Origin of the sequence: Methylorubrum podarium (assembly GCF_040270385.1) — a bacterium.
Lineage (GTDB): Bacteria > Pseudomonadota > Alphaproteobacteria > Rhizobiales > Beijerinckiaceae > Methylobacterium > Methylobacterium podarium.
The window spans coordinates 37203-63310 of sequence record NZ_JBELQE010000050.1; the positions used below are offsets into that span (position 1 = coordinate 37203).

A 26108-nucleotide genomic window follows, 5' to 3' on the forward strand; every position below is an offset into this window, starting at 1 on the left:
ACCGATGGGGGCCCGCTGGCAGGATGCACCGACTCGATTCGGCCGCATCCGCAAGCCATCGCCCCCTGATGTCCACAGCCCTCGCCAACATCGTCCTGCCGCCCGATCGCCGTCAGTCGCCGACCGCGCTCAACATCCAGCGCGGGGTGCGGCGGCTTCTGGCCGAGATGGGCTGCGTGAGCCTGCCGGAATTCTCCCTCGCCAACGGACGCCGGGCCGACGTGATCGCCCTGTGCGGGGCCGGGCGGCTGACCATCGTCGAGATCAAGTCGAGCGTCGCCGACTTCCGCGCCGACCGGAAATGGCCGGATTACCGCGACTATTGCGACCGCTTCTTCTTCGCGATCCCCGAGACGGTGCCGGAGACGCTGATCCCGGAGGAATGCGGCCTGATCGTCGCCGATTCCTTCGGCGCGGCGATCCTGCGCGAGCCGCCGGACCATCCCCTGAGCCCGGCCCGGCGCAAGGCGGTCACCCTACGCTTCGCCCATTCCGCCGCCGGGCTCCTGCACGCCCTGGCCGATCCCGGCGCGATCCGTGAGGGTGCCCTCTGACGGCGCGCGCCCGTCGCGAAACGCGCCGAGCACGAACACGCGGATCGCCGAGGAGAGGTTGCGCTCGCCGCGCGCGGAGTCGATCGCGCCGATCAACGCCTGAACCGACTGGCCGCGGTCGCGCGCGATCTCCTGCAACGCGATCCAGAACTCGGCTTCCAGAGACACGCTGGTGCGGTGGCCCGCGATCATCACCGAGCGTTTCGCGTTTTCCCGAATCATACGAGTTCCGGTGGGTCGGTTCGGTCCAGACCCCGCCACCGTCATTGCGAGGCGAAGCCGTGGCAATCCAGGGCGCGACCTTTCCGATTAGGGCGGCGCGCTGGATCGCGTCGGCTTCGCCTCGCGATGACGGAGTGGGGCCAAACCCGAGTGATCAACCGTGAACCGCGTCATTCCTTGTCGGCGTCGGTCAGGCGGTGGCCCTCGTGGCGGGCCTGCTCGATCGCCTTGCGCGTCTCGGCCAGCGTCTTCGCCTTCTTCGGCCGGCCGAACTGGATGCGGTTCTCCGCGGCCTTGGCCTCTTTCGCCGCCTTCTCACGGTCCTTGCGCACTTGCCGCAGGTTGATGATCTCGGCCATCGCGTCCGCCCTCTCGACGACCCGGCGCGGAAGGCCCGCGCCGGGCAGCGAATCTAGCGCTTAATCCGCGCTAGGCGCCAGCATGGTTTCGGGGCGCACGACCCGCTCGAACTCCTCGTCCGTGACGTAGCCGAGCCGCAGCGCCTCCTCCTTCAGGGTGGTGCCGTTCTTGTGCGCGGTCTTGGCGATCTCGGCGGCCTTGTCGTAGCCGATCGAGGGGGCGAGCGCCGTCACCAGCATCAGCGAGCGGCTCATCAGGTCGCTGATCCGGTCGGTGTTGGCCTTGATGCCGACGACGCAGTTGTCGGTGAAGCTGACGGATGAATCGGCCAGGAGCCGCACCGATTGCAGCACCGCGTTGGCGATCACCGGCTTGAACACGTTGAGCTCGAAATGGCCCTGGCTGCCGGCGAAGCTCACCGTGGTGCCGTTGCCGACGACCTGGGCGCAGACCATCGTCAGCGCCTCGCACTGGGTCGGGTTGACCTTGCCCGGCATGATCGAGGAGCCGGGCTCGTTCTCCGGCAGCGACAGCTCGCCTAGCCCCGAGCGCGGGCCCGAGCCGAGCAGGCGGATGTCGTTGGCGATCTTGAACAGGCCCGAGGCGAGCGCCGTGAGGGCGCCCTGGAGGAAGACCAGGGCGTCGTGGGTCGCGAGCGCCTCGAACTTGTTCTCGGCCGAGGTGAAGGGCAGGCCGGTCAGTTCCGCCACCTTGGCGGCGAAGCGCTCGGCGAATTCGGGATGCGCGTTGAGGCCGGTGCCGACGGCAGTGCCGCCCTGGGCCAGCGCCAGCACGCCCGGCAGAGTCGCGGCGATGCGGGCGCCGCCGAGGGCGACCTGGGCGGCGTAGCCGGAGAATTCCTGACCGAGCGAGACCGGGGTCGCATCCTGCAGATGGGTCCGGCCGATCTTGACGATGCCGTCGAACTCTTTCGCCTTGGCGTCGAGCGCCGCGTGGAGGTGGGAGAGCGCCGGCAGCAGCCGCTCCTGCACCTCGCGGGCGACCGCGATGTGCATGGCGGTCGGGAAGGTGTCGTTGGAGGACTGGCCGCGGTTGCAGTGGTCGTTCGGGTGGACCGGCGACTTACCGCCGCGCTTGCCGCCGAGCCGCTCGTTGGCGAGGCTCGCGATCACCTCGTTGGCGTTCATGTTGGACTGCGTGCCCGAGCCCGTCTGCCAGACCACCAGCGGGAACTCGTCGTCATGCTTGCCGGCGACGACTTCCGCGGCCGATTCGGCGATCGCGTCGGCGATCTTCGGGTCGAGACCGCCGAGATCCTTGTTCACCAGGGCGGCGGCCTGCTTGACGATGCCGAGGGCGTGGACCAGCGGCGCCGGCTGGCGCTCGGTGCCGATCTTGAAGTTCTGGATCGAGCGCTGCGTCTGAGCGCCCCAGTAGCGGTGAGCGGGCACCTCGATCGGGCCGAAGGTGTCGGACTCGGTGCGCGTCTCGACGGCGGCGGTCTCTTGCGGCGACATCGTGGCCTCTTCGTTGGCTCGGATGCGGCCCTACTTAACGAAGCACGATGGTAAGCGCGATGCCGCCCCGGAACGGGGGATGACGCATCGCGCACTCCGTTACCGCCGAGGTTGTTCGCAAGGTTGCTCCACTGCCGATGCTGGATACGCTGCCCCTCAGGCCCCCGACGGCTGCGCCGCTGTTCCGTCCCAAGGTGCCGCCGCCGCTGACCCAGCCGCTCGGTCTGTTCGCCTTCCTGCGGAAGGTGCGCGAGAACCCGATCGCGACCTGGATGGACGCGCATTTCGAGGAGTTCGTCGTCGCGGGCGAGACGGCGATGGGGCGCGTGACCGTCGTCAGCGATCCGGCCCTGGTGCGCTACCTGCTGGTGGAGCGCGCCTCGAACTACCGCAAGGACGACCTGCAGAAGCGGGTCCTGGCGCCGGGTCTCGGCGACGGCCTGCTCACGGCGGAGGGCGACGAGTGGCGCCTGCAGCGGCGCACCCTGGCGCCGATCTTCTCCGCGCGCCACGTCGCGGGCTTCGTCGCGCAGATGGATGCCGCCGGCGCGCGGCTCGGCCGGCGGCTCGCCCGGCGTGACGGCGCCACGGTCGATGTCGCCCTGGAAATGACCCGCGCCACCCTCGACGTGCTGGAGCGGACGATTTTCACGCAGGGCCTGCCCGGCGATCCCGACGCGCTCGGCCGCGCCATCACCCGGCTGCTCGAATCGATCGGGCCGATCGACCCCCTCGACGTGTTCGGCTTCCCCGCCTTCGTGCCGCGGCTCGGCCGCCTTCGGGCGCGGCCGGCGCTGCGCTTCTTCGCCGAGGTGGTGGACACGCTGCTCGACGAGCGCAAGGCGGCGCTCGCCCGCGGCGAGGCGCCCCACGACCTGATGACCCTGCTGCTCGCCGCCCAGGATCCCGAGACGGGCCGCGGCCTCACCGACATCGAGGTGAAGGCCAACATCGTCACCTTCATCGCTGCCGGCCACGAGACCACGGCGAACGCGCTGACCTGGGCGCTCTACTGCCTGTCGCAGGACGAGGCGTCCCGCTCCCGCGTCGAGGCGGAGGCCGACGCCGCCGCGGGCGAAGGCGGCGCGCTGCAACTCGACCGGCTGCCCTTCACCAAGGCGGTGATGGAGGAGACGATGCGGCTCTTCCCGCCGGTTCCCTTCCTCAGCCGCCAAGCTTTGCGGGAAGACCGGATCGGACGGGTGAAGATCCCCCGCAACTCGACCGTCATCATCGCGCCCTGGGTGATGCACCGGCACCGCAAGCTGTGGGACGAGCCGGATGCCTTCATCCCCGAGCGATTCCTCGGAGAGCGGCGCGACCGCGTCGAGCGCTTCGCCTACCTGCCGTTCGGGGCCGGCCCGCGGGTCTGCATCGGCCAGAGTTTCTCGGTGCAGGAGGCGACGCTGGTGCTCGCCCAGGTCGCGCGGGCGGTGCGGCTCACCCTGCCCGCGGATCATCCGCCGGTCACGCCGCTCCACCGCGTCACGCTGCGGCCGAAGGACGGGTTGCGGATGCTGGCGCAACGCCGCGCCTGACCGCTCCTCCGGACGAGGAGCGGGCTGCGGCGCCGGGGAAAGAATCAGTTCTTCTTGCGGAAGGCGTCGAGGCTCACGACCTCGGCAGTGCCGTCGCGATCGGTCTTCTCGGCGGCCTCGGGCTTCGCCTCCGCGCCGTCCTCTGACTTGTCGTCCGCCTTGCTCTCCCCCTTGCCGTCGGCCTTGGCCTTGCCGGCCGCGGGCAGCGCCGGGACGATCTTGGGTCCGCCCTGGACCGTGGCGAGGCCCGTGCCCTTCGGCTTGATCTCGGCAGGCTCGGAGGCTGCCCCGCGGGGGCCGGCCTTGGCGGGGACGCTCGGCTGCGCCTCCTCCGTCTGCTCGCCCTCGGCCCCCTCGTTGAGGTCGAACTTCAGGCCGAACTGCACGGAGGGGTCGAAGAAGCCCGACAGCGCGTCGAAGGGAATCAGCAGCCGCTCCGGCACGCCGGAGAAGGACAGGCCGACCTCGAAGCTGTGCTCGGTGACGCCGAGATCCCAGAACTGGTGCTGCAGAACGATCGTCATGTCCTGCGGATATTTTTCCCGAAGGCGCTGCGACATGCGCACGCCCGGCGCCTCGGTGCGGAACGAGATGTAGAAGTGATGCTCGCCCGATAGCCCGTCGCGCGCGGCATCGGTCAGAACCTTGCGCACGACGCCGCGCAGGGCGTCCTGAACCAGGAGATCGTAACGGATCAGATCTTCGGCCATCGGCGCTCGCTTCACCGGTCACGGCCGGGATTGGGCTGCGCCGGGTCGTGGAAATTGAGTGGAGGTTTCTGTTGCCAGGTACCTCCGAACCCCGCCTATGCGGTGCTACCCGCTAGGACTTTAGGTCGGTTTTTGGCACCGCTTACGCGGCGACAGCCACCGGAGCAAAGTTGTCGTTGGCAACTATTGCAAAGGCCCGATAACGGCGGAACCATGCCGAGCGAAAGCTCACCCTTTACGCCCTCGTCGATCCTATTTCGCCCCCGCCGGAACCCAACATCGGAAGGCCGTGCGGCCATCGGTCCTGGGTTCGGGTGGAGGCGCCGGGTACCGCCCCCGGGTCCGATAGGTTTATTGCGAAGAACGTTTATCGCCATAGCCGGCCTTGCGACCGGCCCAGCGAATATAGAGAGGCCGACGGCGGTTTTGAAGAGCGATCCGCGCTCAGACCCGCTCCGCGTTGCGAGCGTGGCCGATATGCCGCCCGCCCCCGCCGACGCACGCCCGTCGATGCCGCCGCTCGCCCGGTTCGGAACGGGCCTGTCGTGGCTCGGCCGGGTGCTGCTGCTGATCGCGATTCCCCTCGCCATCCTGCTTCTCGCGAGCGGGCTCGCCATCGCCATCATCCGGGTCGGCGGCGATTTGCGCCTCGGAATCGATCCCTTCCTCGGCAGCGCCGCGCGCCCGCGCCTGCCGCTCTCCGAGATCGCCGGCCGCGCCGTCGCGATGGACGCCCTGCGGCAGGTGCTGATGGCCCTGCTCGTCGTCGGCCTGGCCGCCTGGGCCAGCGGCGCGGCGTGGCGCCAGCGGCTCGGACTGGCGCGCCCCGCCGAGCCGCGGGCGCCGATGCGGCGGCTCTGGCTGCTGCTGCCGCTCTGGCCGCTGATCCACATCGCCTGGGTGACGACCACCGCGGCGGCGCTCCACATGAATTTCGGCAACGGGGTGCGGCTGTCGCCTTTCCTGAGCCCGCTGATGCTCGGCCTCTGGTTCGCCTTCGTCGTGATCCTGGCACCGGTCGCCGAGGAGTTGCTGCTGCGGGGCGAGACCTTCGCCCGGGCGAGCGCCTTCCTCGGGCCGGCCGGCACGATCGTCGCGACGGCGCTGCTCTTCTGCCTCGCGCACGTTTCCATCGATCCGGGCGCCAAGGGCGCCCTCGCCCGGCCGCTGACGCTGCTGCCGCTCGCGCTCACCCTCGGCTGGCTGCGCTGGCGCACGGGGCGGCTCTGGCCCTGCATCCTGCTCCACGGCTGGAGCAACTTCTGCCTTCTCGCCTACCAGCTCGGGCCGGGCCTGCTGCGCTAGCCGCCTATCGCGTAACCAAGCCGCCGGGAAAGGCGGGACGGCGGGCAGGCCCGACTCGACATCGGCGCGGGCGCTCGCCAGATCTGAGGGGCCATGCGCGCCTATCACGATCTGCTCACCCGCATCCTCTCCGAGGGCGTCCGCAAGGAGGACCGCACCGGCACCGGCACGCTCTCGGTGTTCGGCCACCAGATGCGGTTCGATCTGGCCGACGGCTTTCCCCTGGTGACGACCAAGCAGCTCCACCTGCGCTCGATCATCCACGAGCTGCTGTGGTTCCTGAAGGGCGACACCAACATCGCCTATCTCAAGGAGAACGGCGTCACGATCTGGGACGAGTGGGCCGACGCGAACGGCGACCTCGGCCCGGTCTACGGCAAGCAGTGGCGCAGTTGGGCCAAGCCCGACGGCGGCACGGTCGATCAGATCGCCTGGGTTCTCGACGAGATCGCCCGCAACCCGGATTCGCGCCGCCTGATCGTCTCGGCCTGGAATCCGGCCGACCTCGACCGGATGGCGCTCGCCCCCTGCCACTGCCTGTTCCAGTTCTACGTGGCGGACGGGCGGCTCTCCTGCCAGCTCTACCAGCGCTCGGCCGACGCCTTCCTCGGCGTGCCGTTCAACATCGCGAGCTATGCCCTGCTGACCGCGATGATGGCGCAGGTGACGGGGCTGCGGGCCGGCGACTTCGTCCACACCTTCGGCGACGCGCATCTCTACGCGAACCATCTGGAGCAGACCCGCCTCCAGCTCACCCGCGCCCCGCGTGCCCTGCCGAGGCTGCGGCTGAACCCGGAGGTGCGCTCGCTGTTCGACTTCCGCTTCGAGGACATCGTGATCGAGGGCTACGAACCGCATCCCGCCATCAGGGCGCCGGTGGCCGTCTGATGGGAACGCCCCGCATCTCCCTCGTCGTCGCGATCGCCCGCAACGGCGTGATCGGCCGGGACAACGATCTCGCGTGGCGGATCTCGAGCGACCTGAAGCGCTTCAAGGCGCTCACCATGGGCAAGCCGATCCTGATGGGTCGGAAAACCTGGGATTCGATCGGCCGCCCTCTGCCCGGCCGGCGCAGCCTCGTCCTGACCCGCGACCGCAGCCTGACCATCCCCGGCGCCACCGTCGTGCACGATTGGGACCAAGCGCTCGCCGCCGCCGGGGGCGACGAGCTGATGGTGGTCGGCGGCGCCGAGATCTACAGGCTCGCCCTGCCCCATGCCGACCGGCTGCATCTCACCGAGGTGGATGCCGCGCCGGAGGGCGATGCGTACTTTCCGTCCTTCGATCGCGACGCCTTCCGCGAGACGTTGCGCGAGGCGCACGGACCGGGTGAGCGCGACGAATTCGCGTTTCAATTCGTGGATTTGGAGCGGGCCGCCGATCGTTGACCGGGAAGCTGGCGCATTGGCCGCAGGGCCGGGACGAGTTTCGTCGCTCGAACAGCCGTTGCGGTTGACGCGGTGCGGACCCACCTGCCAGCCTTGACAGGACCGCGCGGCGCCACTCAGGTGCGCGGCGTCCGTGCGGCACCGCAAACGCGTTCTGGCGCTTAGGGAAACCGGCCTCCCCTGCCACCGGCAGGGCGGCGGCGAGGTGGCGGATCGAGTTTAGGGCAAGGGCCTTCCGCATCCGCGGGGGCCGGCTTCAGCAGGAGTTCACGTCGAGAATGCCTTGGAGCAATCAGAGCGGCGGCGGAGGCGGCCCCTGGGGCCGTCCCGGCGGCGGCAATGGCGGCGGCCCCTGGGGTGGCGGGGGCGGCGGCAAGACGCCCCCCGATCTCGAGGATCTGCTCCGGCGTGGCCAGGATCGGCTCCGCGGCGTCATGCCGGGCGGCGGCTTCGGCGGCGGCAAGGGAATCCTGCTCGCGGCGGGCCTCGCGCTCGGCGCGTGGCTGCTGACCGGCTTCTACATCGTGAAGCCCAACGAGGTCGGCATCAACACGATCTTCGGGCGCTATACCGGCCAGTCCGGCGAGGGCCTGCGCTACAACTTCCCCTACCCGATCGGCTCGGTGCAGAAGCCCAACGTCGGCATCGTGAACTCGATTCCGATCGGCTACATCACCACCGGCGGCACAACGCGCCCGCGCGACGTGGCGGAAGAGAGCCTGATGCTCACCGGCGACGAGAACATCGTCGATATCGACTTCGAGGTGCAGTGGCGCGTCAACCCGCTCAAGGCGGAGGACTACGTCTTCAATCTCGCCAATCCGGAGGGGACCATCAAGGCGATCTCCGAGAGCGCGATGCGCGAGGTGATCGGCCGCCGCAACATCCAGGCGATCCTGACCAACGAGCAGTCCAGCATCGCCCAGGAGGTCAAGGAGATCGTCCAGAACGCCCTCGACGAGTACGGCGCGGGCGTGCGCATCGAGGTGGTGCAGCTCACCAGCGTCACCCCGCCTCCGGAGGTGCGCCCGGCCTTCATCGACGTGAACGCGGCGCAGCAGTACGCGCAGCAGGTGCGTAACGAGGCCGAGACCTATGCCAGCCGCGTCGTGCCCGACGCCCGAGGCAATGCGAGCAAGGTGATCCAGGGCGCCGAGGCCTACCGTTCCCAGGCGACCGCCGAGGCGACCGGTCAGGCGTCCCGCTTCCGTCAGGTCTACGATTCGTACAAGGCCGCGCCCGAGGTGATCCGCGAGCGGATCTTCCTGGAAACGATGGAGAAAGTGCTCGGCTCCGTGAACAAGGTCATCATCGATCAGAACGGTGGCGTGGCCGGCGGCGCCAGCGCCGCGGGCGTGCTGCCCGTGCTGCCGCTGCTCGACAGCGGCCGGCCGCAGGCGAACGGAGCGACCAGCCGATGAACAATCCAGCGATTCGGACCGGCCTGATCCTCATCGCCGCCGCCGTGGCACTCGGGCTCTACGCCTCGGTCTTCACCGTCGGGCAGATGCAGCAGGCCCTCGTGCTCCAGCTCGGCCGCGTGCGCGACGTGCTGAACCCGGTCGGCCAGAACAAGCCCGGCCTCTACTTCAAGGTGCCGTTCACCGACAGCGTCGTGCTGTTCGACAAGCGGGTGCTCGATCTCGACCTGCCGGTGCAGACCCTGCTGACCGCCGACCGGCAGAACCTCGAAGTGGACGCGTTCGCCCGCTACCGCATCGTCGATCCGCTGAAGTTCTACCAGTCGGTCGGAACGATCGCCCTGGCGAACCAGCGTCTGGCGAGCTTCACCAACTCGGCGCTCCGCAACGTGCTGGCCCGGACCAGCCGTGACGCCATCGTGCGGACCGAGCGTTCCGAGCTGATGAACACGATCCAGGAGGACGTGAACCGGCAGGCCAAGGGTCTCGGCATCGAGATCGTCGACCTGCGCATGACCCGCGTCGATCTCCCCGCGAAGAACAGTCAGGCGGTCTACGACCGCATGACCTCGGAGCGGAAGAAGGAGGCGACCGACATCCGCGCCAACGGCGATCAGGCGGCGACGCTGATCCGCGCCAAGGCCGACCGCGACGTCATCGTGATCCTGGCCGAGGCCAACCAGCAGCAGGAAGAGCTGCGCGGCCAGGGCGACGCGGACAAGAACCGCATCCTCGCCGAGGCCTTCGGGCAGGACGCGGACTTCTTCGCGTTCTACCGCTCGATGCAGGCCTACGAGCAGGCGCTGAAGGGCCAGGACACGCGGCTCGTCGTGAGCCCCAGCTCGGACTTCTTCCGCTACTTCAACGACCCGCAGGGCCGCCGCCCGCAGGGTGCCCGCAACGGCGCCGCCCAGCCGACGGCGTCGGGCGCCGGCGCCGCCAGCGATGCGACCACCGGCGCGGTGCGCTGAGCGGCCTGCGACCGATAGGACCGATCCGGCCGGCGCCCTTGATCGGGGGTGCCGGCCGCCGAATTTATAAGCCGGCCTGAACCAGGCACTCTCGGAGCTTGAGGAAACGTCCATGAGACCTGCCGCGAACGCCGTCCGGGGCCGAACGCCGTCTCTCGCCCGGCGCGCCTCGTCGGCGCTCGCCGCCGCGGTGCTGGGCGTCACCGTCACGGTCACCGCCCTGCCGCTTCCCGCCTTCGCCCGCGGACCGGAATCGCTCGCCGACCTCGCCGAGAAGGTCACGGATGCCGTGGTGAACATCTCGGCCTCGACGACGGTCGAGGCGAACAACCGGGGCGGCCGCAGCCTGCCGCAGCTGCCTCAGGGGACGCCGTTCGAGGATCTCTTCGAGGAGTTCTTCAAGCGCCGCGGCCAGGGCGCGCCGAAGGGCGACGAGGACAGCCCGCGCGGGCAGACGCGCAAGTCGAACTCGCTCGGCTCGGGCTTCATCATCGACGCCTCGGGCATCGTGGTGACGAACAACCACGTCATCGGCGACGCCAACGACATCCAGGTCATCCTGCACGACGGCACCAAGCTGAAGGCGGAGATCATCGGCAAGGATCCGAAGATCGACCTCGCCCTGCTCCGGGTGAAGCCGACGGCCGAGCGCCCGCTCAAGGCCGTGCCCTTCGGCGATTCCGACAAGATGCGCCCCGGCGACTGGGTGATGGCGATCGGCAACCCGTTCGGCCTCGGCGGCTCGGTCTCCGCCGGCATCGTCTCGGCGAGAGGCCGCAACATCGAGTCCGGCCCGTACGACAATTACATTCAGACCGATGCGGCCATCAACAAGGGCAATTCGGGCGGTCCCCTGTTCAACATGGACGGCGAGGTAATCGGCATCAACACCGCCATCCTCTCGCCCTCCGGCGGCTCGGTCGGCATCGGCTTCGCGGTGCCCTCGGGCACGGCGAGCCAGGTCGTCGACCAGCTCCGGCAGTTCGGCGAGGTGCGCCGCGGCTGGCTCGGGGTGCGCATCCAGAACGTCGATGAGGCCACTGCCGAGGCGCTCGGCCTGAAGGGCGGCGCCAAGGGCGCGCTGGTGGCCGGCGTCGACGAGAAGGGGCCGGCGAAGACGGCGGGCCTCGAAGTCGGCGACGTCATCGTCAAGTTCAACGGCGTGCCGGTGAAATCCTCCAGCGAGCTTCCGCGCATCGTCGCCGCGACCCCGGTCGGCAAGACCGTGGACGTCCAGATCGTGCGCAAGGGCGAGGAGCAGACGAAGTCGGTCCTGCTCGGCCGCCTCGAGGACGGCGAGAAGACCCAGGTCGCCAACGTCAAGCAGCCCGAGGCGGAGCCGGTCAACCGCCAGATCCTCGGCCTCAACCTCTCCGGCCTGAGCGACGAGGCGCGCCGCCGCTACAACATCAAGGAGAGCGTCAAGAACGGCGTGGTCGTCACCAAGGTCGATCCGAACTCGACCGCCGCCGACAAGCGCATCCAGCCGGGCGAGGTCATCGTCGAGGTCGGCCAGGAGGCGGTGTCGAACCCGGCCGACGTGACGAAGCGGATCGAGGCCCTCAAGAAGGAAGGCCGGAAGTCGGTGCTGCTGCTGGTCGCCAGCGCCAGCGGCGACGTGCGCTTCGTCGCCATCGGGCTGGAGTGAGCCGCCGCCCTGGGAGGGGCGCGTCGCGCCCTTCCCTCTGATCTACTTCGCGAACTCCGCCGCCGCGAACCCCTGCAGGTAGAGCAGCGCCGTCAGGTCGCCGTGCTCGATCCGCACGCGGGCGGCCTCGGCCACCTTCGGCTTCGCCCGTAAGGCGACGCCGAGGCCCGCCTCTCCGAGCATCGCCAGGTCGTTGGCGCCGTCACCGACGGCGATCGTGTCCGCGGGGCTCAGGCCCAGCCGGTCGCGCAGCTCGATGAGGCTCGCCCGCTTGGCCTCCGCCCCGACGATGGGTTCGATCAACCGCCCGGTCAGGTGCCCGTCCGCCACGTCGAGTCGGTTGGCGCGGGTCTCGTCGAAGCCGAGACTTGCGCCGATGGGACCGGTGAACAGCGTGAAGCCGCCCGACACGAGGCAGGTGAAGGCGCCGTGCGCCCGCATCGTCGCGACGAGGGTGCCGCCCCCCGGCGTCAGGCGGATCGCATCGCGGATCAGGCCGTCGATCACGCCGACGGATAGGCCCTTCAGGAGGTCCACCCGCTCCCGCAGGGCCGGCTCGAACGCGATCTCGCCGCGCATGGCCCGCTCGGTGATCGCCGCCACCCGCTCCTTGATGCCGACGACGTCGGCGAGTTCGTCGATGCATTCCTGCTCGATCATGGTCGAGTCCATGTCGGCGAGGAACAGCCGCTTGCGGCGATGCTGGTCGTGGGGGAGCACGGCGACGTCGACCGGCTCGGATCCGAGTGCCGCCCGCAGGGCTTCGGTCAGGGCCGGGGCCTCGTCGGGCGAGCCCGGAACCAGCAGTTCGGCCGCCACCTCGCCGTGGAGGATCCGCGGCTGATGCTCCGTCCGTAGCACCCGGCGCGCCTCGGCCAGCACCGCGTCGGTGATGGCGGGCCGGGCCGGGTTTGCTATCAGCGTCGCGACGAGGGTCATGGAGGGATGCCGTGCAGGGTTCGGACGGGCAGGAGACGGGGCGCCCGGCCGCCATCCTCATTGCAGGGCCCACCGCCTCCGGCAAGTCGGCGCTCGGCCTGCGGATCGCCCGCGCGGTCGGCGGCACGGTGATCAACACGGATTCGATGCAGGTCTATGCCGACCTGCGCGTGCTCTCGGCCCGGCCGACCCCGGAGGAAGAGGCCCTCGCCCCCCACCGCCTCTACGGCAGCGTGGACGGCGCGGTGAACTTCTCCGTCGGCCACTTCCAACGGGACGCCGCGGCGATCCTCTCGGAGCTTGGAGTGGGAAGCCTGCCGATCTTCGTCGGCGGAACCGGCCTGTACTTCCGCTCCCTCGACGAGGGCATCTCGGACCTGCCCAGAGTGCCGGACGAGGTCCGGGCAAGGGTCCGGGCGGAGGCCGAGAGCCAGCCGACCGAGGCGCTCCACGCGGTGCTCGCGCTGCGAGACCCCGCGAGCGCGCAGCGCCTGCGCCCCTCCGACCGGATGCGGGTGATGCGCGCCCTCGAGGTCTTCGAGGCGACCGGCCGCTCCATCGGCTCGTTCCACGAATCCCGCGAACCCGGCCCGCTCGCGGGAAAACCGCTGCTGAAGATCTTCCTCGCCGCCGAGCGCGAGACCCTGCGGCGCCGGATCGACGCGCGTTTTGTCACGATGATGGAGCAGGGCGCCCTGGACGAAGTCGCCGCGCTGCGGGAGCGGCGCCTCGATCCCCTGCTGCCGGTCATGCGCGCCCACGGCGTGCCGGGGTTGATCGCCCATCTCGACGGGGCGATCTCCCGCGACGAGGCAGTGCGGCGCGGCCAGGGCGACACCCGCCGTTACGCCAAGCGCCAGTTCACGTGGTTCCGCCACCAGATGGGCGAGGACTGGCACTGGACCACGCCGGAGGCGGCGTGGTCCCTGGCGGAAGCTCGGCTCAGCGCTCCAGCCGGGCGATGAGGGACGAGGTGTCCCAGCGCTTGCCGCCCATGGCCTCGACCTCGGCGTAGAACTGATCGACCAGGGCCGTCACCGGCAGGCGGGCGCCGTTGCGGCGGGACTCGGCGAGCAGGATGCCAAGATCCTTGCGCATCCACTCGACGGCGAAGCCGAAGTCGAACTTGTCCGCGTTCATGGTGCGGCCGCGATTCTCCATCTGCCAGGAGCCGGCCGCGCCCTTCGAGATCACGTCGAGCACGGAGTCCACGTCGAGGCCGGCGCGCTTGGCGAAGTGGATCGCCTCCGACAATCCCTGAACCAGCCCGGCGATGGCGATCTGGTTGACCATCTTGGTGAGCTGGCCGGAGCCGGAAGGGCCGAGCAGGCGGCAGGACTTGGCGTAGGCCATGATGACGGGCTCGACCTCGGCGTAGGTCGTCTCCTCGCCACCGCACATCACCGTGAGCGTGCCGTTCTCCGCGCCGGCCTGACCGCCGGAGACCGGCGCGTCGACGAAGCGGAGTCCGGCCGCGTCGGCGGCGGCGGACAATTCGCGGGCGACCTCGGCCGAGGCGGTGGTGTGATCGACGAAGACCGCGCCCTTCTCCATGCCGGCGAAGGCGCCGGCCTCGCCGAGCACGACCGAGCGCAGGTCGTCGTCGTTGCCGACGCAGGCGAAGACGATGGTGCATCCGGCCGCCGCCTCGCGGGGGGTCGCGGCGGCGCGGCCGCCGTTGGCGGCGACCCAGCTCTCGGCCTTGGCGCCGGTGCGGTTGAAGACGGTGACGTCGTGGCCCTTCTTCGCGAGGTGCCCCGCCATCGGCGAGCCCATCACGCCGAGGCCCAGGAACGCGACTTTCGCCATGGGATTGGTGTCTCCGGTATCGGATCGTCCGACCCCGTGCTCTAGCCCCGCGCGCGCGACATTCAAAATGCCAGGCTCAATGAGACTGGCACGGCCATCGCTCGAAGCTGCTTTGGCAGCTTCGCGGCGCGAAGAGCGCCGCGCGGAGCGGGCTTTTCGGAGCGTGAGCCCCGGAAAGCATCGAGCGGAGCGAAAGCCTGAGCCCGCGGAGGCGGGCGCCGGCGACTGAGGCCGGCAAAAACCAGGGTGAGCGCTTTCAAGCGATCGCCCTGAGACTGGGGACGGCCGTTGCCGCTGGGGGTCCGCTCGGCTAGGGTCCCGCCCGCCGATGCAGGACCGCGCCCGAAATCCCTATTCCGGTCTTGCCGACCACGCCTTCTGGGATCGCTCCGTCGGCTCGCTGCCCCTGTTCGCCCTCGATCCGATGGCCGGGCCGCCGGTGCCGGAGACTTTCCGGCTCACGCGGCAGACCCGGATCGCCACCGCGGGCAGTTGCTTCGCCCAGCACATCGCCGACCGGCTGCAGGCGAGCGGCTACCACTATCTCGTCACGGAAGACGCGCCGGCCGGCCTGGCCCCGGACGCGGCGCGCGCCCGCGGCTACCGCCTGTTCTCGGCGCGCTACGGCAACGTCTACACCGCCCGCCAGCTGCTTCAGCTCATCGACCGGGCCTACGGCCGCTTCACGCCCGCCGATACCGCCTGGGAACGGCCGGACGGCCGCTTCGCCGACCCGTTCCGGCCGCGCATCGAGCCCGCGGGCTTCGACAGCCCGGAGGCCGTCGAGGCGGAGCGGCAGGAGCACTTTGGGCAGGTACGGCGGCTGTTCGAAGACCTCGATGTCTTCGTCTTCACCCTCGGCCTCACCGAGGGCTGGCAGGCTTCGGCCGACGGCGCGGCGTTTCCACTCTGTCCGGGCGTTGCCGCCGGCACCTTCGACCCGGCGGCCTACACCTTCCGGAACCAGCCGGTCGAGGAGGTGATCGCGGACCTCGCTGCCTTCGCCGACGCCCTGAAGGCGGTGAACCCGCGGGCGCGCCTGATCCTGACGGTCTCGCCGGTGCCGCTGGTGGCGACCTACGAGGGACGCCACGTGCTGCAATCGACCGTGCACAGCAAGGCGGTGCTGCGGGTCGCCGCCCAGCGACTCGCCGACACCCGCGACGACACGCTCTACTTCCCCTCCTACGAGATCATCACCTCGCCCGAGGGCGCCTACCGCTATCTCGAGAGCGATCTCAGGTCCGTCAGCAAGGACGGTGTCGATCATGTCATGCGGGTCTTCTTCCGCCATCTCACCGACGGCGGGGACCAGGACGCCCTCCCCGCCTCCAGCCGCAGCCTGCACGAGGCGCGACGCGAGTTCGCGCGCCAGGCGGCGGTGGTCTGCGACGAGGAACTGCTGGCGGCGGGAGGCACGCGGCCGTGGCTAGGCGAATCGTCGTCGTCGGCAACAACTGCCAGGTCGCCGTCCTTTCAGGGTGCCTGGGGTTCCTTGCGCCGGATGCTCGGATCGCGTCGGTAGAGCCGGCGACCTTCCCGCAGTTCGAGTCGGACCCGCGGCGGCTGCTCGAAGCGGTGGCCGAGGCCGAGCTGACGGTGTGCTTCCCGTTCGAGGCCGGCGCGCTCGGCGACCTGACGCCCCTGCGGATCGCCGAAGCGGCCCGGCTCTACGTGCCGGTCCCGACGATCGTCTTCCCGGCCTTCCACCCGGACATCGTCTACATCGCCCACAAGGGCGGTCTGTTCGGCTCGCCGATGGGCGATTATCACTCGGCGCTGATCGTCTACGGCTTCGCCCGCGGCTACTCCGTCGAGGAGATCGTCTCGCTGTTCCGGACCGAGGTCTTTTCCCGCATCGGCTACCTCGACGGCTGGTTCACGAACCGCGACTCGCTCCTGGCGATGAGCCGCGCGCACGGGAGCAACCTCGACCGGCTGTTCGCCGGCTGGATGCGCCGCGGCTGCTTCATGCACACGATCAACCACCCGAAACTGTTCGTGCTCGCCGACCTCGCCCGCGATGCCCTCGCGCGGGCCGAGATCCCGGCCCGGACGGCGGCCTGCGAGGATTACCTGCCCGATCCGCTGAGCGGCAGCGTCTGGCCGGTCTATCCGGAGATCGCGGCGCGGCTGGGTGTTCCCGGTAGCACCACCTTCAAGCCGCCGCTCGGCGGCCTGAACTTCCTGGTGGATGCCGGCCGCTGCATCGAGCTGCGGACGATGGTGGAAGGCTCGCTGGCGATCTACGCGCATACGCCGAAGATCGCCGCGCACTGCGACCGCGTTCAGAGCTGGCTGGCGAGCGCGGAGATTCGCGACACCTTGGTCCCGGTCGCGGGTTGATACGGTTCCTGGGGAATTGAAACGGGTTTTGCCCGATCCCGTCATTCCGGGGCGCCGGAGGCGAACCCGGAATCCACGACTGGCCTCGACACCCTGTTTTCGCCGCGCGTCACGGGTAGATCCCGGGTTCCGCTGCGCGGCCCCGGGATGACGGCGGTTGGGGTTAAACAGATCCAAGCAACCGGAAACGGGTTGAGGCCGATCAGCCGCCGGTCACGCTCATGTGCCGCGGCACGGCCGCGGGGCGGGCGCGCTCGATGACGAAGTCGTGGCCCTTGGGCTTGCGGGAGATCGCTTCCACCACGGCCTGCGTCACCAGCGCGTCGTCGGGCGAGGCGCGCAGCGCCGCGCGCAGGTCCGCCGCATCCTCCTGGCCGAGGCACATGTAGAGCTTGCCGGTGCAGGTGAGCCGTACCCGGTTGCAGCTCTCGCAGAAATTATGGGTCAGCGGCGTGATGAAGCCGAGCCGTCCGCCGGTCTCCTCGATCCGCACGTAGCGGGCCGGGCCGCCGGTGCGGTCGGGCAGCGGCGTCAGGGTGTAGCGGCTCTCCAGACGCTCGCGGGCGACGGAGAGCGGCAGGAACTGGTCGGTACGGTCGCCCTCGATCTCGCCGAGCGGCATCACCTCGATCAGCGTCATGTCCATGCCGAGCCCGTGGGCCCAGGCGATCATATCGGCGATCTCGTCCTCGTTGACGCCCTTGAGCGCCACGGCGTTGATCTTGACCTTGATGCCGGCCGCCCGGGCCGCCTCGATGCCGGCGAGCACAACGGACAGGTCGCCGCGCCGGGTGATCTCCCGGAATTTCCGCGGGTCGAGGGTATCGAGCGAGACGTTGATCCGGCGCACGCCGAGATCGGCCAGCTCCGGCGCGAATCGCGCGAGCTGCGAGCCGTTCGTCGTCAGCGTGAGTTCGTCGAGCGCCCCGCTCGTCAGATGGCGGGAGAGCCGGCGGAACAGGTGCATGATGTCGCGGCGCACCAGCGGCTCGCCGCCGGTGATCCGCAGCTTGCGCACGCCGCGATCGATGAAGACGCCGCAGAGCCTGTCGAGTTCTTCGAGGGTCAGCAGATCGCGCTTGGGCAGGAACTGCATGTCCTCCGCCATGCAATAGGCACAGCGGAAATCGCAGCGATCCGTCACCGAGATGCGCAGGTAGGTAATGGCCCGCTGGAACGGGTCGATCAGCGGCGCAGGGCGCACTGGCGCAGGCGCGATTTCGGCGGGACCCCACATGCGCGCCTCTGAACTCGACTCGTTTCCGGCGTTGGCGGTTTTGTCGGCTGACAGATCCAACATCGCCATCCATATGAGGGCGGTGGCATTTTCCGGCAAGCGCGCGCGTGCAACGCCGGCATGAGAGCGTGGAACGGATCGTCGATGAGTGAGCGTTGGCCCACCGAAATCCGCCTGTCGGGCGACAAGCGCATCCTGACCGTCGCCTTCGACGGAGGCGACCGCTTCGAACTGCCCGCCGAGTACCTGCGCGTGTCGAGCCCGTCCGCGGAGGTTCAAGGCCATTCTCCGGCGGAGCGCAAGGTGCTGGGCGGCAAGCGCGAGGTCGCGATCCTCTCGGTCGAGCCGGTCGGCAACTATGCCGTGAAGCTGTTCTTCGACGACATGCACGACACCGGCATCTACGGCTGGGACTACCTGTTCGACCTCGGCCGCGAGTACCGGAACCGCTGGTCGACCTACCTGCGCGAATTGGAGGAGCGCGGCCTCTCGCGCGACCGCGTGGCCAGCGCGCCGGCGAAGGCGAGCCACGGCGAGGGCGGCTGCGGCAGCGGAAGCTGCGGCTGCCACTGAGGTTTTCGGGTTATTGCGGGCCGCCGGGGCGACCCGCGGATCGTCTCAGCTCGGCTGCTCCTCGACCTCGTCGAGGTCTTCGTCGGGGATCGCGTCCGGACGCGGCGGCGGATCCCCAGCCGGCGGCTGGGGCGTGGGGGGCGGATCGCCGGCCGGCTTCGGCTCGGTCTCGGATCGCGGCCGTTCGTTCTGTGCCGTCACATCGGTCTCCCTGGATGGATCGCCGGCCGCCGCGTCGTGGGGGTGCCGGGACGTATACAAATCGGGATCAGGTCTCCGCCGGTTATTCAGGCGGCGAGCAGTCCGGTCAGGCCGCGCCCGAGGTGCTCCATTCCTTCTTCACCTCCTCCGCGCTGCGGTCGAGGCGGACTTGGTCGCCCTCGACGGCGCTGACGAAGTCGAGCGGGATGTAGTGGTGAAGTCCGCCCGCGTCGGCGTCGCTCTTCGTCAGCTTGATCTCGCCCTTCGCGACGTGATCGACCGTGCCGACATGGCCGCCGTCCGAACCGACGACGGTGGCGTGTTCGCGGATCTGACTGGTATCGACCATCGCTGCCTCCCTGTTGAGCGAGGCCAACCTGCATCAAGGAGGCATGTTCCGCCCGAGCCGCGCCTCTCCGGACGGCGACCTGCGACGGCGGGGCGTTGAACCATCGGCCCGCGACGCCGTTGGGCTGCGACATCAACCGCATCAACGGAGGGCAGCCCATGTCGGCCACGGACACCCATCACCGCGTCGGGCAGGACGTGAACACCGTCGATCAGCTCAGCAGCGTCGTCATCCTCGGTCTCGCCATCGCCGGCGGCATCGCGGTGGTCGTGCTGGACCTGCTCCTGATCGGCTGAAGGCGGGCGGCTTCGGAACGACCCACAAGAAAAGGGCCGGCATCGCTGCCGGCCCTTTCTCGTTGTGCCCTCGATGGACGATCAGCGCTGGACGACGACCCGGGCGCCGACCTTCACGCGGCTGTAGAGGTCGGTCACATCCTCGTTGGTCATGCGGATGCAGCCCGAGGAGACGGCGGTGCCGATCGTCTCCGGCTCGTTGGAGCCGTGAATGCGGTAGATCGTGTTGCCGAGATACATGGCGCGGGCGCCGAGCGGGTTCTCGATGCCGCCCTTCATGTAGCGGGGCAGATCGGGGCGGCGACGCAGCATCTCCGCCGGCGGGCGCCAATCGGGCCATTCGCGCTTCATCGTGACGGTCTGGTTGCCGCCCCAGGTGAAGCCGGGCCGGCCGACGCCGACGCCGTAGCGCAGGGCCTCGCCGCCGGGCTGGACGAGGTAGAGCCGGCGCTCGGTGGTGGCGACGACGATGGTGCCGGGCGCGTAGGGTCCGGAATAGGCCACCGTTTCGCGCGGGATCGCGGTCATCTGCGGCACCGCCGACGCGAGCGGATCGGCGGCGGAGCCCGGCGTGCCGGGGATGTCGGCCGGCAGGGCCGCGTTGGCGGTCGGCAGCACGTTCTGCGGGCGCACGCGCACCGTCAGGACATCGCTCAGGGGCTGACGGGTGAGCGGGTCGATCTCATAGGCGGCGGCGGGGCTTGCAAGCGCGACCGTCGCGCAGGCAAGCCCGCCCAGGGCAACGACGAAACGGCGCATCAGGGCCTCTCGGGGCAGGCGAAGAACAGGGGACGCGGTGAAAGAACCGCCGCACGATGCCGTGCGGACCCTCGCCAAGGCGTAAACGCTCGCGGTCTAAAGCCAAGCTTGATTTGCGTTGCAGTACCGCTTCGGCCGCCCTCGTGACCGTGTGGCCACACTGTGGCAGCTTGGCCTTACGCGCAAGGATTATCGTCGGCGGAGGGAACCGATGGAGGGGAGGTCGCGCGTGAGCCGGATCGACGTCCGTCCCTCGGCCGCTTCCGACCTGGAGGCCGTGATCGCGATCTTCTGATCGGCCATCCGCGTGACCGCTTCGGTCGATTACGGCCCGGCGCAGATCGAGGCGTGGTCACGGGTCGATCGGGCGGCCTGGATCGCGCGTCGGAAGCGGAATCATGGCTGGGTGGCGTGGATCGACAGGGAAGCCGCAGGGTTCGCGGAGCTCGAACCCTGCGGCCATCTCGACATGCTCTATGTCCATCCCGCCCAGGGGCGCAGGGGAGTCGCGCGGGCGCTGCTTCGAGCCGTCGAGGGGAAGGCCGCCGCCCTCAGCCTCGACGCGCTGCGGACCGAGGCCAGCCTGACCGCGAGGCCCTTCTTCGAAGCGGCCCGCTTCCAGGTCGTCGAAGCGGAAACGGTGACGCGGAACAGCGAGACGTTCCAGCGATACCGGATGCGGAAGGACGGGCTCGGCGACGCGGTGGCTACGCCGCGTCGAGACCCAGATCGATGATCGCCGAGCTGTGGGTGATCCAGCCGACCGAGATCAGATCGACGCCCGACGCGGCGACCGCCCCGACCGTCTCGCGGTTGATCCGGCCCGAAGCCTCGGTGACGGCGCGACCGTCGACCATGGCGACGGCCTGCTGCAGGGTTTCGGGGCTCATGTTGTCGAGCAGCACCGCGTCGGCGCCGACGGACAGCGCCTCTTCGAGCTGGGCCAGGGTATCGACCTCGACCTCGATCTTGACGAGGTGACCGGTCCTCGCCCGCGCCCGCTCGATCGCCGGGATGATGCCGCCCGCGACCGCGACGTGGTTGTCCTTGATCAGAACCGCGTCGTCGAGGCCGAAGCGGTGGTTCGAGCCGCCGCCGGCGCGCACCGCGTGCTTCTCCAGCGCCCGCAGTCCCGGCGTGGTCTTGCGGGTGCAGACGATCCGCGCCTTGCCGTGCGGCCGCGCCGCCTCGACCAGGGAAGCCGTCGCCGTGGCGACGCCGCTCAGCCGACACAGCAGGTTGAGGGCGACGCGCTCGGCCGTCAGCACGGCGCGGGCCGGGCCGGACAGACGGATCACCGTATCGCCCGGCTTGACGCGGGACCCGTCGGGCCGCTCGACCGTGACCTTCAGGCTCGGGTCGATCAGCTCGAAGGCGATGGCGGCGGCGTCGGTGCCGGCGATGACGCCGTCCTGGCGCGAGGCGATGACCGCCTCCATCCGCTCTCCCGCGGGCACGATGGCGTCGGTGGTGATGTCGCCGGCCCGGCCGAGATCTTCGAGAAGGGCCGCCCGCACCACGGGCTCCACGAGGAGGCGCGGCAGCGGCAGCAGGACATCGTCAGGCATCGGTGAGTTCCTGAAGCGCGCGGGGGGCCTCGGTGGTGGCGGGCGTGACCACGGAATGCCGGGCCGGAAGCTGGCCCGGATGATCGCTGCGCCAATGGGCGCCGCGGCTCTCGCGCCGGGCGAGAGCGGCGCGGGCGATCAGCAGCCCGGTGGCTGCCGCGTCGCTGCCGCGCTCGGACAGCTCGGCGAGCCGATCGACGGCCCGCGACAGGCTCGCCGCGTCGCGCACGACGCCGACGCCGTGCTCCATGAGTCCGCGAATCTCGGACAGCACCGCCGCATCCTCCGACCGGATCTGGGGCAGACGCGCCGGGCGGTCCACGCTCGCGAGCGGAGACGCCTCGCCGACCGACTCGGCGATGCGGGGCGCGAAGGCCAGAGCTTCCAGGAGCGAGTTGCTGGCGAGGCGGTTCGCGCCGTGCAATCCGGTCGAGGCGACCTCGCCGCAGGCCCAGAGGCCCGGCACCGTGCTGCGCCCGGCCGCGTCCACGAGGATGCCGCCCATATGGTAGTGCGCCGCAGGCCGCACCGGGATCGGCTGCACCGCCGGATCGATGCCGGCCTCGGCGCAGAGCGCGGCGACCGTGGGGAAGCGCCGGGACATGCGCGCACCGAGCCGGCCGCGCGTGTCGAGATAGACGGTGCGGCCACGGCCGAGCGCCTGGAAGATGCCGCGGGCCACCACGTCTCGGGGGGCGAGGTCGCCGCCCTCGATGCCCGCCATCACGGGCTCGCCGGATTCGTCGATCAGCCTTGCGCCCTCGCCGCGGAGCGCCTCGGTCGCCAGCGGCATCGGATCGCGGCCGGCGGCGATGGCGGTCGGGTGGAACTGCACGAATTCGAGGTCGCGCAGGGCGGCACCGGCCCGCGCGGCGGCGAGGAGGCCGCGCCCGAGGGCGCCGCGCGGATTGGTGGTGGAGGCGTAGAGCGCGCCGACGCCGCCGGTCGCCAGCACCACCGCGCGGGCGGGCAGGCGGAAGGCGACGCCGTCTCGCTCGCACACGACACCGCGCGCCCGGCCGTCGGCGTCCTGCATCAAGCCGTGGAGGCCTGCGACGAGGGTCTCGATCGACGGCGTCGCCTGGACGGCGCGCACCAGCGCGTCGAGCACGGTCCGGCCGGTCGAGTCGCCCCGCGCCCGCACGATGCGGCGGCGGCTATGGGCCGCCTCCAGGCCGAGCGCCAGAGCGCCGTCCGGCTCGCGGTCGAAGCCGGTGCCGAGGCCGACGAGCCAGTCGATCAGGCCCGGTCCCGCCTCCGCGACGCGGAGCGCCACGTCCGGCTCGGTGAGGCCGGCGCCCGCGGCGAGCGTGTCGTCCGCGTGCAGCGACGGCGCGTCGTCGGCGCCCATCGCGGCGGCGATGCCGCCCTGCGCCCAGCCCGTGGCCGTACCGGCGCCGAGGGGGGCGGCGGTGATGAGGGTCACCGGGCGCGGCGCGAGCTGCAGGGCGGTGGCGAGCCCCGCCACCCCGGCGCCGACCACGATCACCCGGTCGGCGGGGCTCCGGGCAACGATGCTCATCAGGCAGCCTGCCGCGGCGAGACGGTTTGGGTCGGCTTGACCGCGAGCATCCGCTCGACGGCGCGGCGCGCCCGCTCGGCCAGTCCCTCCTCGACGGTGATCTCGTGCGTCATCGTCTCGAGGGATTGGCGGATGTTGCGCAGGGAGATCCGCTTCATGTGCGGGCACATGTTGCAGGGCTTGATGAACTCGATGTCGGGATTGGCGACCGCGATGTTGTCGGCCATCGAGCACTCGGTCACGAGCACGACCTGGGACGGCCGCTTCTCGGTGACGTAGTTCATCATCATCGCCGTCGAGCCGGAGAAGTCCGACGCCTCGACCACCTCCGGCGGGCATTCCGGGTGGGCGATCACGGTGATGCCGGGATAGCTGTCGCGCACCTCGGCGATGTCGGCCGGGGTGAAGCGCTCGTGCACCTCGCAGTGCCCGGCCCAGGTCAGCATTTCAACTTCCGGGACCTGCTGCTGGACGTTGCGGGCCAGGAACTCGTCGGGGATCATCAGGACCCGCTTCACGCCGAGCGCGCGCACGACGTCGGCGGCGTTGCCGGACGTGCAGCACACGTCCGATTCCGCCTTCACCGCGGCGGAGGTGTTGACGTAGGTCACCACCGGGACGCCCGGATACTTCGCCCGCAGCGCGCGCACGTCGGCGGCGCTGATCGAGTCGGCGAGCGAGCAGCCGGCGGCCATGTCGGGCATCAGCACCGTCTTGGCGGGGTTCAGGAGCTTGGCGGTCTCGGCCATGAAGTGGACGCCGGCCAGCACGATGACGTCCGCGTCCACCCGCGCCGCCTCGCGCGCCAGGGCGAGGCTGTCGCCGACGATGTCCGCGACGGTGTGGAAGATCTCCGGCGCCTGATAATTGTGGGCGAGAACCACCGCGTTGCGCTCGCGTTTCAGCCGCAGGATCGCCTCGACGTCGGGCGCGAGCGCCGGCCACTCGATGGCAGGCACGTGACGGCTCACGCGCTCGTACAGATCGGGCAGCGGGAAGGCCCGTCCGGCCGGCTCGCGAAGGGCGGATCCTGCCTGGGACATCGCGGTCTCCTTTATGCTCAAAGTGAGCATTGTGCCGCCTAACTTAGGGGCCGCGTCCCGCCTTGTCCAGATATGCTGAGACTGAGCATAACGTTTTTGCGACGCAAACCTTTTGCTGCGGGTGCACACGCATGGCGTCCGGCTCCGCCGTGGGGGCGTACCCTGCCCGGATCAGTAAATTGCAGGGCGATCTTGTCATTCCTCAACATGCATATTTGAATTTTCGCTCTGCACTTCCGCGAAGAAAAAACCTCAACGAGCCCTCTCAATCGCCTGTTAACTCGCTCCGAGCGATAATCTGAGACACCGCCGCGAAGAGATTTCGTCCAACTGCAAGTTGACGGTCGGTATGCCGACCGACGTCACGCCGGACTGTTCTGGGCAAGTGTCTCGATCACAAGCGGGGAAAAAGAATTGGGGGCCTTGAACGCCATGCTGTCTCTGAAGCGCGGTCGAATTGCCGGACCGTCGACTCCCATTACATCTGATATCCCGGCCAGCGGCCCCTCCGACGAGGCACGCCTGATCGACGCGCTGAAGCGCCTGACGGACCGCTCCGGCCTCGACGCCTCCGGCGTGCCGGGGAGCGCCGTGGGGGCGGCTCTCGGCGAGCTCGAACGGGCGCAGCGCAAGGATCTGCGCACGGAGCGCGCGAACATCGCCGCCATCGCCAAGGAAGCCTCGGAAGGGGCGATCAATATCGGCTGGACGACCTACGACGTGGGCGAGGTCGCGCAGGCGACGCAGACCATCGCGAGCGCCATCGAAGAGATGGGCGCGTCCATCGCCGAGGTCGCCGAGACCTCGGAGGCCGCCGGCTCCAGCGCTGCGCAGGCGCACGAGGCGATGACCGCCTGCATGTCCGATGTCGGCAACGCCCGTTCGGCGATGGATTCGATCCGCGACCGCACGCATCAGATCGACGAGCGGCTGCAGCTGCTCCAGAACGCCATCGCCGAGATCGGCACCATGGCGGGCACCATCGCCACGATCTCCAGCCAGACCAACCTGCTGGCGCTCAACGCCACCATCGAAGCCGCGCGCGCGGGCGAGGCGGGACGCGGCTTCTCGGTCGTCGCGGCCGAGGTGAAGTCGCTCTCCGGACAGACCGCCCGCTCGACGGAGCAGATCCGCACCTGGCTTCACACCCTGCAGGGCGAGATGAGCCAGATCGCCCGCGCCGTCGAGGAGAGCCGGTCAGCCGTCTCGACCGGCAGCAGCGTGGTCGACAGCCTCGGCATCCGCGTCGAGGGAGCGGCCGAGCGGATCGCGCGGACGAGCGAGATGAATGCGGCCCTGGCCGCGGCCATCACCCAGCAGAGCAGCGCGACGGCGGAGATTTCGAGCAGCGTGCAGAACATCGCCGCCAAGGCGGCCAAGACCCGCACCGAGATCGACAGCATCACCAAGCGCCTCGTAAAAGCCGAGACCCTGGCCCAGACGGCACTGGCCGAGACGAGCGGGCTCGACCTCTACGAACTGGTGCGCCTGCCCGCCGATATCGGCGTGTGGAAGCGTGGGCTGGCGACGATCCTGCTCGGCGCCGCGCCCGCCGAGCCGGCCGCCGCCGTGCTTCGCAACCGTGCTGCCCGGCAAGCGGTGCAGGCTCTCGCCGCCGACCCCGCGCGCCGACATGCGGCGGAGGCCTTCCTGAAAGCCGAGGCGACGGCTCACGAGGAAGCCGAGCGCATGGTCAAAGCGCTCGGCCAAGGCAACTGGGATGTCGGAACGCCGGCCTATCAGGCCGCGAACGCGGCGATGAAGGACATGGCGACCGCCGCCGCCCGGATCATCGAGGCGGCCTGACCCGCCTGTCTCTGGCCTAACCGAAAAGAGGGGCCGCCCTGCCCTACTCGCAGGCGCGGCCCCTG

28 protein-coding genes and 1 other RNA gene are annotated in these 26108 nt (G+C 70.0%); 15 read left to right on the forward strand and 14 right to left on the reverse strand.

The window, feature by feature from the left end:
• Positions 1-68: 68 nt before the first annotated feature.
• Complete coding sequence (locus ABS772_RS08120; protein WP_017485939.1) at positions 69-554, forward strand: MmcB family DNA repair protein; 486 nt, start codon at positions 69-71, stop codon at positions 552-554.
• Here the strand turns inward: ABS772_RS08120 and ABS772_RS08125 are convergent.
• The 3 genes from ABS772_RS08125 to fumC all read right to left on the reverse strand — a co-directional run bounded on the left by ABS772_RS08125 (position 477) and on the right by fumC (position 2614).
• Positions 477-746 carry a ribbon-helix-helix domain-containing protein gene (locus ABS772_RS08125; RefSeq protein WP_350393625.1) on the reverse strand — a complete coding sequence of 90 codons (270 nt, stop codon included), beginning with the start codon at positions 744-746 and terminating at the stop codon, positions 477-479. The genes ABS772_RS08120 and ABS772_RS08125 overlap by 78 nt on opposite strands.
• A gap of 200 nt (positions 747-946) precedes the next feature.
• On the reverse strand, positions 947-1135 hold the full coding sequence (locus ABS772_RS08130; RefSeq protein ID WP_238254656.1) for a DUF4169 family protein: 189 nt from the start codon (positions 1133-1135) through the stop codon (positions 947-949).
• Between the two features lie 60 nt (positions 1136-1195).
• Entirely contained in the window at positions 1196-2614 is a 1419-nt protein-coding gene (gene fumC / locus ABS772_RS08135; protein ID WP_350393627.1) for a class II fumarate hydratase, read from the reverse strand.
• 137 nt (positions 2615-2751) lie between these two features.
• Here fumC and ABS772_RS08140 point away from each other — a divergent pair, with 137 nt between their 5' ends.
• Positions 2752-4152, forward strand: coding sequence for a cytochrome P450 (locus ABS772_RS08140; RefSeq protein WP_350393629.1), 1401 nt, complete (start codon positions 2752-2754; stop codon positions 4150-4152).
• A gap of 44 nt (positions 4153-4196) precedes the next feature.
• On the opposite strand, the gene ABS772_RS08145 is transcribed toward ABS772_RS08140, so the two are convergent.
• Both ABS772_RS08145 and ssrA read right to left on the reverse strand, forming a co-directional pair.
• A complete protein-coding gene (locus ABS772_RS08145; RefSeq protein WP_350393632.1) occupies positions 4197-4862 on the reverse strand; it encodes an SspB family protein in 666 nt (221 codons plus the stop codon).
• A gap of 57 nt (positions 4863-4919) precedes the next feature.
• Positions 4920-5297: a transfer-messenger RNA gene (gene ssrA, locus ABS772_RS08150) on the reverse strand.
• A 42-nt stretch (positions 5298-5339) separates the two neighbouring features.
• Here ssrA and ABS772_RS08155 point away from each other — a divergent pair.
• The 6 genes from ABS772_RS08155 to ABS772_RS08180 all read left to right on the forward strand — a co-directional run bounded on the left by ABS772_RS08155 (position 5340) and on the right by ABS772_RS08180 (position 11595).
• Positions 5340-6167: a CPBP family intramembrane glutamic endopeptidase gene (locus ABS772_RS08155; RefSeq protein WP_350393633.1), complete on the forward strand. Its 828-nt coding sequence runs from the start codon at positions 5340-5342 to the stop codon at positions 6165-6167.
• Between the two features lie 93 nt (positions 6168-6260).
• The gene (locus ABS772_RS08160) at positions 6261-7055 is read left to right on the forward strand and encodes a thymidylate synthase (RefSeq protein ID WP_350393634.1); all 795 of its coding nucleotides are present in this window, start codon (positions 6261-6263) and stop codon (positions 7053-7055) included.
• Positions 7055-7555: a dihydrofolate reductase gene (locus ABS772_RS08165; RefSeq protein WP_350393636.1), complete on the forward strand. Its 501-nt coding sequence runs from the start codon at positions 7055-7057 to the stop codon at positions 7553-7555. The genes ABS772_RS08160 and ABS772_RS08165 overlap by 1 nt, the downstream gene beginning before the upstream one ends.
• A 278-nt stretch (positions 7556-7833) precedes the next feature.
• Complete coding sequence (hflK, locus tag ABS772_RS08170) at positions 7834-8976, forward strand: FtsH protease activity modulator HflK (RefSeq protein WP_350393638.1); 1143 nt, start codon at positions 7834-7836, stop codon at positions 8974-8976.
• A complete protein-coding gene (hflC, locus tag ABS772_RS08175) occupies positions 8973-9947 on the forward strand; it encodes a protease modulator HflC (RefSeq protein ID WP_350393641.1) in 975 nt (324 codons plus the stop codon). Before hflK ends, hflC begins: the two co-directional genes overlap by 4 nt.
• 112 nt (positions 9948-10059) lie before the next feature.
• Positions 10060-11595, forward strand: coding sequence for a DegQ family serine endoprotease (locus ABS772_RS08180; RefSeq protein WP_238256652.1), 1536 nt, complete (start codon positions 10060-10062; stop codon positions 11593-11595).
• Positions 11596-11637: 42 nt separating this feature from the next.
• Here the strand turns inward: ABS772_RS08180 and serB are convergent, their stop codons facing one another.
• Positions 11638-12534 carry a phosphoserine phosphatase SerB gene (gene serB, locus ABS772_RS08185; RefSeq protein ID WP_350393645.1) on the reverse strand — a complete coding sequence of 299 codons (897 nt, stop codon included), beginning with the start codon at positions 12532-12534 and terminating at the stop codon, positions 11638-11640.
• 11 nt (positions 12535-12545) lie between these two features.
• Between serB and miaA the strand changes: the two genes are divergently transcribed.
• Positions 12546-13499 (forward strand): tRNA (adenosine(37)-N6)-dimethylallyltransferase MiaA, encoded by a 954-nt coding sequence (gene miaA / locus ABS772_RS08190; RefSeq protein ID WP_350393646.1) that lies wholly within the window; start codon positions 12546-12548, stop codon positions 13497-13499.
• On the opposite strand, the gene ABS772_RS08195 is transcribed toward miaA, so the two are convergent.
• The gene (locus ABS772_RS08195) at positions 13477-14343 is read right to left on the reverse strand and encodes an NAD(P)-dependent oxidoreductase (RefSeq protein WP_350393647.1); all 867 of its coding nucleotides are present in this window, start codon (positions 14341-14343) and stop codon (positions 13477-13479) included. The genes miaA and ABS772_RS08195 overlap by 23 nt on opposite strands.
• Before the next feature lie 328 nt (positions 14344-14671).
• On the opposite strand from ABS772_RS08195, the gene ABS772_RS08200 reads away from it, so the two are divergent.
• Both ABS772_RS08200 and ABS772_RS08205 read left to right on the forward strand, forming a co-directional pair.
• Entirely contained in the window at positions 14672-15868 is a 1197-nt protein-coding gene (locus tag ABS772_RS08200; protein ID WP_350393649.1) for a GSCFA domain-containing protein, read from the forward strand.
• Positions 15769-16689, forward strand: a complete 921-nt coding sequence (locus ABS772_RS08205; RefSeq protein WP_350393650.1) for a WcbI family polysaccharide biosynthesis putative acetyltransferase — start codon at positions 15769-15771, stop codon at positions 16687-16689. The genes ABS772_RS08200 and ABS772_RS08205 overlap by 100 nt, the downstream gene beginning before the upstream one ends.
• Before the next feature lie 202 nt (positions 16690-16891).
• Here ABS772_RS08205 and moaA read toward each other — a convergent pair whose 3' ends face one another.
• Positions 16892-17926 (reverse strand): GTP 3',8-cyclase MoaA, encoded by a 1035-nt coding sequence (gene moaA / locus ABS772_RS08210; RefSeq protein WP_238256646.1) that lies wholly within the window; start codon positions 17924-17926, stop codon positions 16892-16894.
• A gap of 144 nt (positions 17927-18070) precedes the next feature.
• Between moaA and ABS772_RS08215 the strand changes: the two genes are divergently transcribed.
• Positions 18071-18499: a DUF971 domain-containing protein gene (locus ABS772_RS08215; protein WP_350393652.1), complete on the forward strand. Its 429-nt coding sequence runs from the start codon at positions 18071-18073 to the stop codon at positions 18497-18499.
• Between the two features lie 45 nt (positions 18500-18544).
• On the opposite strand, the gene ABS772_RS08220 is transcribed toward ABS772_RS08215, so the two are convergent.
• Positions 18545-18700, reverse strand: a complete 156-nt coding sequence (locus tag ABS772_RS08220; protein WP_238256644.1) for a hypothetical protein — start codon at positions 18698-18700, stop codon at positions 18545-18547.
• A gap of 106 nt (positions 18701-18806) precedes the next feature.
• The gene (locus ABS772_RS08225; RefSeq protein WP_238256643.1) at positions 18807-19049 is read right to left on the reverse strand and encodes a DUF2171 domain-containing protein; all 243 of its coding nucleotides are present in this window, start codon (positions 19047-19049) and stop codon (positions 18807-18809) included.
• A 158-nt stretch (positions 19050-19207) separates the two neighbouring features.
• On the opposite strand from ABS772_RS08225, the gene ABS772_RS08230 reads away from it, so the two are divergent.
• Positions 19208-19345, forward strand: a complete 138-nt coding sequence (locus tag ABS772_RS08230) for a hypothetical protein (protein ID WP_238256642.1) — start codon at positions 19208-19210, stop codon at positions 19343-19345.
• Between the two features lie 81 nt (positions 19346-19426).
• Here ABS772_RS08230 and ABS772_RS08235 read toward each other — a convergent pair whose 3' ends face one another.
• The gene (locus ABS772_RS08235) at positions 19427-20104 is read right to left on the reverse strand and encodes a L,D-transpeptidase (protein WP_350393655.1); all 678 of its coding nucleotides are present in this window, start codon (positions 20102-20104) and stop codon (positions 19427-19429) included.
• A 307-nt stretch (positions 20105-20411) separates the two neighbouring features.
• Between ABS772_RS08235 and ABS772_RS08240 the strand changes: the two genes are divergently transcribed.
• Entirely contained in the window at positions 20412-20840 is a 429-nt protein-coding gene (locus ABS772_RS08240; protein WP_350393658.1) for a GNAT family N-acetyltransferase, read from the forward strand.
• On the opposite strand, the gene nadC is transcribed toward ABS772_RS08240, so the two are convergent.
• Genes nadC through nadA form a run of 3 tightly spaced genes read right to left on the reverse strand, consistent with a single transcriptional unit; the run spans position 20812 to position 24237 of the window.
• Positions 20812-21672, reverse strand: coding sequence for a carboxylating nicotinate-nucleotide diphosphorylase (gene nadC / locus ABS772_RS08245; protein WP_350393661.1), 861 nt, complete (start codon positions 21670-21672; stop codon positions 20812-20814). The genes ABS772_RS08240 and nadC overlap by 29 nt on opposite strands.
• Positions 21665-23194, reverse strand: coding sequence for an L-aspartate oxidase (locus ABS772_RS08250; RefSeq protein ID WP_350393663.1), 1530 nt, complete (start codon positions 23192-23194; stop codon positions 21665-21667). The genes nadC and ABS772_RS08250 overlap by 8 nt, the downstream gene beginning before the upstream one ends.
• Entirely contained in the window at positions 23194-24237 is a 1044-nt protein-coding gene (gene nadA, locus ABS772_RS08255) for a quinolinate synthase NadA (RefSeq protein WP_350393665.1), read from the reverse strand. Before nadA ends, ABS772_RS08250 begins: the two co-directional genes overlap by 1 nt.
• Positions 24238-24669: 432 nt before the next feature.
• Here nadA and ABS772_RS08260 point away from each other — a divergent pair, with 432 nt between their 5' ends.
• Positions 24670-26043, forward strand: a complete 1374-nt coding sequence (locus tag ABS772_RS08260; RefSeq protein ID WP_350393667.1) for a methyl-accepting chemotaxis protein — start codon at positions 24670-24672, stop codon at positions 26041-26043.
• Positions 26044-26108: the final 65 nt, after the last annotated feature.

Excerpts from the sequence above, each read along its gene's own strand:
- ABS772_RS08120 (WP_017485939.1), top strand. The coding sequence starts at position 69 with ATGTCCACAGCCCTCGCCAACATCGTCCTGCCGCCCGATCGCCGTCAG.
- ABS772_RS08125 (WP_350393625.1), bottom strand. The coding sequence starts at position 746 with ATGATCGCGGGCCACCGCACCAGCGTGTCTCTGGAAGCCGAGTTCTGG.
- ABS772_RS08130 (WP_238254656.1), bottom strand. The coding sequence starts at position 1,135 with ATGGCCGAGATCATCAACCTGCGGCAAGTGCGCAAGGACCGTGAGAAG.
- fumC (WP_350393627.1), bottom strand. The coding sequence starts at position 2,614 with ATGTCGCCGCAAGAGACCGCCGCCGTCGAGACGCGCACCGAGTCCGAC.
- ABS772_RS08140 (WP_350393629.1), top strand. The coding sequence starts at position 2,752 with ATGCTGGATACGCTGCCCCTCAGGCCCCCGACGGCTGCGCCGCTGTTC.
- ABS772_RS08145 (WP_350393632.1), bottom strand. The coding sequence starts at position 4,862 with ATGGCCGAAGATCTGATCCGTTACGATCTCCTGGTTCAGGACGCCCTG.
- ABS772_RS08155 (WP_350393633.1), top strand. The coding sequence starts at position 5,340 with ATGCCGCCCGCCCCCGCCGACGCACGCCCGTCGATGCCGCCGCTCGCC.
- ABS772_RS08160 (WP_350393634.1), top strand. The coding sequence starts at position 6,261 with ATGCGCGCCTATCACGATCTGCTCACCCGCATCCTCTCCGAGGGCGTC.
- ABS772_RS08165 (WP_350393636.1), top strand. The coding sequence starts at position 7,055 with ATGGGAACGCCCCGCATCTCCCTCGTCGTCGCGATCGCCCGCAACGGC.
- hflK (WP_350393638.1), top strand. The coding sequence starts at position 7,834 with ATGCCTTGGAGCAATCAGAGCGGCGGCGGAGGCGGCCCCTGGGGCCGT.
- hflC (WP_350393641.1), top strand. The coding sequence starts at position 8,973 with ATGAACAATCCAGCGATTCGGACCGGCCTGATCCTCATCGCCGCCGCC.
- ABS772_RS08180 (WP_238256652.1), top strand. The coding sequence starts at position 10,060 with ATGAGACCTGCCGCGAACGCCGTCCGGGGCCGAACGCCGTCTCTCGCC.
- serB (WP_350393645.1), bottom strand. The coding sequence starts at position 12,534 with ATGACCCTCGTCGCGACGCTGATAGCAAACCCGGCCCGGCCCGCCATC.
- ABS772_RS08195 (WP_350393647.1), bottom strand. The coding sequence starts at position 14,343 with ATGGCGAAAGTCGCGTTCCTGGGCCTCGGCGTGATGGGCTCGCCGATG.
- ABS772_RS08200 (WP_350393649.1), top strand. The coding sequence starts at position 14,672 with ATGCAGGACCGCGCCCGAAATCCCTATTCCGGTCTTGCCGACCACGCC.
- moaA (WP_238256646.1), bottom strand. The coding sequence starts at position 17,926 with ATGTGGGGTCCCGCCGAAATCGCGCCTGCGCCAGTGCGCCCTGCGCCG.
- ABS772_RS08215 (WP_350393652.1), top strand. The coding sequence starts at position 18,071 with ATGAGTGAGCGTTGGCCCACCGAAATCCGCCTGTCGGGCGACAAGCGC.
- ABS772_RS08225 (WP_238256643.1), bottom strand. The coding sequence starts at position 19,049 with ATGGTCGATACCAGTCAGATCCGCGAACACGCCACCGTCGTCGGTTCG.
- ABS772_RS08230 (WP_238256642.1), top strand. The coding sequence starts at position 19,208 with ATGTCGGCCACGGACACCCATCACCGCGTCGGGCAGGACGTGAACACC.
- ABS772_RS08235 (WP_350393655.1), bottom strand. The coding sequence starts at position 20,104 with ATGCGCCGTTTCGTCGTTGCCCTGGGCGGGCTTGCCTGCGCGACGGTC.
- nadC (WP_350393661.1), bottom strand. The coding sequence starts at position 21,672 with ATGCCTGACGATGTCCTGCTGCCGCTGCCGCGCCTCCTCGTGGAGCCC.
- ABS772_RS08250 (WP_350393663.1), bottom strand. The coding sequence starts at position 23,194 with ATGAGCATCGTTGCCCGGAGCCCCGCCGACCGGGTGATCGTGGTCGGC.
- nadA (WP_350393665.1), bottom strand. The coding sequence starts at position 24,237 with ATGTCCCAGGCAGGATCCGCCCTTCGCGAGCCGGCCGGACGGGCCTTC.
- ABS772_RS08260 (WP_350393667.1), top strand. The coding sequence starts at position 24,670 with ATGCTGTCTCTGAAGCGCGGTCGAATTGCCGGACCGTCGACTCCCATT.